This window comes from Longimicrobiaceae bacterium, from assembly GCA_036375715.1.
GTDB lineage: Bacteria > Gemmatimonadota > Gemmatimonadetes > Longimicrobiales > Longimicrobiaceae > DASVBS01.
Map to the genome: position 1 here is coordinate 1 of DASVBS010000030.1, position 4188 is coordinate 4188.

4 protein-coding genes are annotated in these 4188 nt (G+C 68.8%); all 4 read right to left on the minus strand.

Annotated elements, in window-relative coordinates; translation table 11 throughout:
* Positions 1-560, minus strand: a 560-nt coding sequence (locus VF167_05390; protein ID HEX6924838.1) for a hypothetical protein, incomplete at its 3' end; no start/stop codon positions are given.
* Positions 514-1527, minus strand: coding sequence for an ABC transporter permease (locus VF167_05395; GenBank protein HEX6924839.1), 1014 nt, complete (start codon positions 1525-1527; stop codon positions 514-516). The genes VF167_05390 and VF167_05395, both read right to left, overlap by 47 nt.
* 229 nt (positions 1528-1756) lie before the next feature.
* Entirely contained in the window at positions 1757-3256 is a 1500-nt protein-coding gene (locus VF167_05400) for a sugar ABC transporter ATP-binding protein (protein ID HEX6924840.1), read from the minus strand.
* 213 nt (positions 3257-3469) lie between these two features.
* Positions 3470-4188, minus strand: a 719-nt coding sequence (locus tag VF167_05405; GenBank protein HEX6924841.1) for an SDR family oxidoreductase, incomplete at its 5' end; no start/stop codon positions are given.

The following is a 4188-nucleotide window of genomic DNA, read 5'->3' on the forward strand; positions in this document are numbered from 1 at the left end:
AGCACGAAGAGCTGCGTCGGCACCACCCCACCGACGTAGCCCTGCCCCAGGAAGAGGAACCCCCAAGGGAAGCCGGAATAGGCGTCGATCCCCCGCGTGAGCCCCTCGGCCACCCCGCGGAAGAGCGAGAAGGTCCCCAGGGTGACGATCAACGACGGGAGGTTCAGCCGGGTGATGACCGCGGCGTTGAGCGCCCCGCCGAGGGCGCCGACGACCAGCGCCAGCGACGCCGCCGCCCAGATCGGAAGCCCCGCGTCGCGCCAGAGCATCCCCATCACCACCGCGGCCAGGCCCATCATCGAGCCCACCGAGAGGTCGATCCCACCGGTGATGACGATGGGGGTCAGCGCCAGCGACAGCAGACCGATCTCCACCGCCAGGCGGGTGATCTCGAACCCGTTCCCGGCGGTGGCGAAGTTCCTCCCGGTGAAGCTGAAGATCAAGCACTCGAAGAGGATTACAGCGAGCAGCACCCATTCGTTGTTGGGGAACCACCGCTCGCGTAACCTCCGCTCAGTGCTGACCCGCGGCGGCGCGTAGGAGATTACGTTCTCTGACATGTTGCTCCAGGCGCCCCAGCACGGCGTCGGAGACCAGCGCCGCGAGGATGATCGCCCCCTGAATCGCTTTCTCCCAGAAGGGGTTGATGCCGAGGAAGGTGAGGGCGGTGCCGATCGTCCCGAGCAGCGCCACGCCGATGAGGGTCCCCACCAGCCGCCCTCGTCCCCCGGTGATCGCGGTGCCGCCCACCACCACCGCGGCGATCGCCTTCAGCTCGAGACCGAGGCCGGAGTTGGCGGGTACGGCGTTGAAGCGCACGGCGTTCAGCAGCCCGGCGAGCCCGACCAACACCCCCATCAACACGAAGACGAGGAAGACGATCCGCTGCGGCGAGATCCCCGCCAGCCGCGCCGCCTCGCTGTCGGAGCCCACCGCATAGATGGCCCGCCCCACGGCCAGGTTGCGGAGGGCCCAGGCCCCGGCGGTCAACACGACGACGGAAGTGCCGATGATCAGCCCGGTGGCGACCGGCTGCCCCAGCCCGAACCACTGGAAGTTGGCGGGCAGATCCTGGATCCACGCGCCCTGCGTCACCCAGCGCAGCGCATCGCGCCAGGCGACCAGCATCGCCAACGTGACGATGATCGAGGGGAGGCGCAGATAGCCCACCAGCACGCCGTTGATCGCCCCCATGACCGCGCCCACCAGCAGGGCGAGCGGGAGCAGCATGGGAATCGGCACCCCCTCGCGGGCGAACCATCCCACCGCCACGCTGGACACCGCGAACATCGACCCTACCGAGATGTCGATCTCTCCGGTGAGGATCACCAGGGTGGCCCCGATGGCGATCAGCAACACCGAGGCGTTGTTCAGCGCCAGGTCGCGCAGGTTGGCCGCGGTGAAGAAGCCGGGTGCCACCACCGCCACCACCAGTAGCAACGCCGCGAAGGCGATCGCTGCCGAGATCTCGCGCTTGTAGCGATCGAGACGCACGAGTCTACCGCGCAGGGGTGAGGTGATGGACACCGACTGGGCACCGAGGAGTCATGAGCAAGTCATCGCTGATTGATGCACGGGTCGGGCAAGTCACTAACAACCCGGGCAAGCCGCCAGGAAAATGGAAATGTGTCGCTCACCCGCAGTTCATCAGTGAGCGGAAGATCAGCTGGCTCACACCGCCGGGCCACCCACGCGCACGGTCGGCAACGAGACCGAATTGCACCCCTGTGCAGCCTCCGGGGTTCACCCAGTGCCATCAGCCCTGCCCCAGCGCCAGCTCGAGCAGGCGCTCCTGCGTCGCCTCGGCACGCGACAGCTCCCCCACGATGGTGCCGCCGTGCATCACGTACACTCGGTCGCTCATGCCGAGGATCTCCGGGAGCTCCGAGGAGATCATCAGGATCGCCACGCCCTGGCGCGCCAGCTCGGTCATCAGCCCATGGATCTCGGACTTCGCGCCGACGTCGATGCCCTGTGTCGGCTCGTCGAGGATCAGCACGGAGGGCCGCCGCACCAGCCAGCGGCTCAGCGCCACCTTCTGCTGGTTGCCCCCGGAGAGAGCGGATACGGGGGTGTAGATCGACGGGGTCTTCACGCCGAGGCGGCCGGAGTACTCGGCCGCCAGCTCCCGCTCGCGCGCGAAGTCGAGCCCCGCCGGACCCGATAGCTCGTCCAGTGCGGCGAGGGTCACGTTCGAGCTGACCGCCATCTCCAGCACCACCCCGTGGCGGCGCCGATCCTCGGGAACGTAAGCGATCCCCAGGTCGATCGCTGTGCCCGGGGAGTCGACCGTCACCGGTCGGCCGTGCAGCAGGATCTCCCCCTCTTCCGCGGGGGTGAGGCCGAAGATGGTGCGTGCGAGCTCGGTGCGGCCCGCGCCGACCAGGCCAGCCAGGCCCACGATCTCCCCTGCCCGCACCGTCAGGCTGACGTCCTGCACGCCTGCCTCGACCGACCCGACGCCCCGCAGCTCCAGCACGGTCTCACCGATCTCCACCTCTTCCTTGGGGAAGATCGTGGACAGCTCGCGGCCCACCATGAGCCGGATGAGCTCCTCGCGGGTCACGTCGCGCATCTCGCGCGTGCCGATCGTCTCCCCGTCGCGCAGCACCGTGACCCGGTCGGCGATTACCGGCAATTCTTCCAGGCGGTGGGAGATGTAGATCATCCCCACTCCTTCCGCGCGGAGCTGCCGGATCACGTCGAAGAGGTTGCGGGTGTCCTCCTCCGAGAGGGAGGCCGTGGGCTCGTCCAGGATGAGCACGCGGGCGCGGGCGCCCAGGGCGCGCGCGATCTCGACCAGCTGCTGCTGGGGCATGGTAAGATCCCCGGCGTCGGCGTCAGGGTCGATCCGCGCGCCGACCCGGTCGAGGAGCTCGCGCGCGCGGCGACGCCGCTCCCGCCAGTCGACCCGCCCCCAGCGGCCGTGGTTCTCCTGCCCCAGGGCGATGTTCTCGGCCACCGTCAGCTCGGGGAAGAGCGCCGGCTGCTGGTAGATCGCCGCGATGCCGCGCGCCTTGGCGAGGCGCGGGGAATTCTCCTCCAGCGGCTCGCCTTCCAGGAAGATCTCCCCTTCGTCGGCGCGCACCGCCCCGGTGATGATCTTCACCAGGGTCGACTTTCCCGCCCCGTTCTCGCCGATCAGCGCGTGCACCTCTCCGCGCCGCAGCTCGAACGACGCCTGCTTCAGCGCCCGCACGCCGGCGTAGGCCTTCGAGACCGCGCGGGCTTCGAGCAGGAGATCGTTGCTGGTCACGACGGGGCTTTCCGGCAGTACCCGGTCGCAGGCAGCACTCCGGAGGGGATCCGCCGGACAATCTGCACACGTGGCGAGCGGACCGCGGCTTCTCCGGAAGCCCAATGTCGGGGCACGCAACCGACGCGCGACGTGCAGGCCGATAGAACCTGGCGTATCACGCCAGTACGACGTGGCAGCGAAAGCCACGCGAGATCGCGATGGTCGCCCCGCTCAAACCGCGACATATCCGCCGTCCACCATCAGGTGCGTTCCGGTGATGAAGGAGGCCTCGTCGCTGGCGAGGAAGACCACCGGATAGGCCACTTCCCGCGGCTGGCCCACCCGTCCGAGTAGCTGGGAGGCGGACTGCTCCGCGTTCCACTCCTCGAAGCTCTGTCCTACTCGTTCCATGTGCTTGTACGACGCCTGCGTGAGGATCGTCCCGGGGCAGACGGCGTTCACGCGGATGTTGAAGGGGGCGAGGTCGAGGGCGGTGTTGCGCGTCATCTGGAGGATCGCGGCTTTGGTCGCGCTGTAGGTGACGAAGTGCGGCTGCGCGACGAAACCGGAGATCGAGGAGAGGTTCACGATGGCCCCTCCGCCGCGCTTCTTCATCTCCTCCGCCGCGTAGCGGGTGCACAGAGCGGTCCCTACCACGTTCACGCTGAGCAAGCGCTGCCAGTCGTCGGGAGATGCTTCCACCCCCTTCAGCACGAAGACGGCGGCATTGTTCACCAGCACGTCCACGCCGCCGAAGGCGCGCACCGCCGCCGCCGTCATCGCCGCCACCTCCTCCTCGCGGCTCACATCCGTCCGCACAAAGATCGCCTCACCCCCCGCGCTCTGGATGGCAGCTACCGTCTCCTCCCCGCCCCGCTCGTCCACATCCGCCACCACCACCCGCCCCCCCTCCTCCGCCGCCAGCAGCGCGATCGCCTCCCCGATGCCGG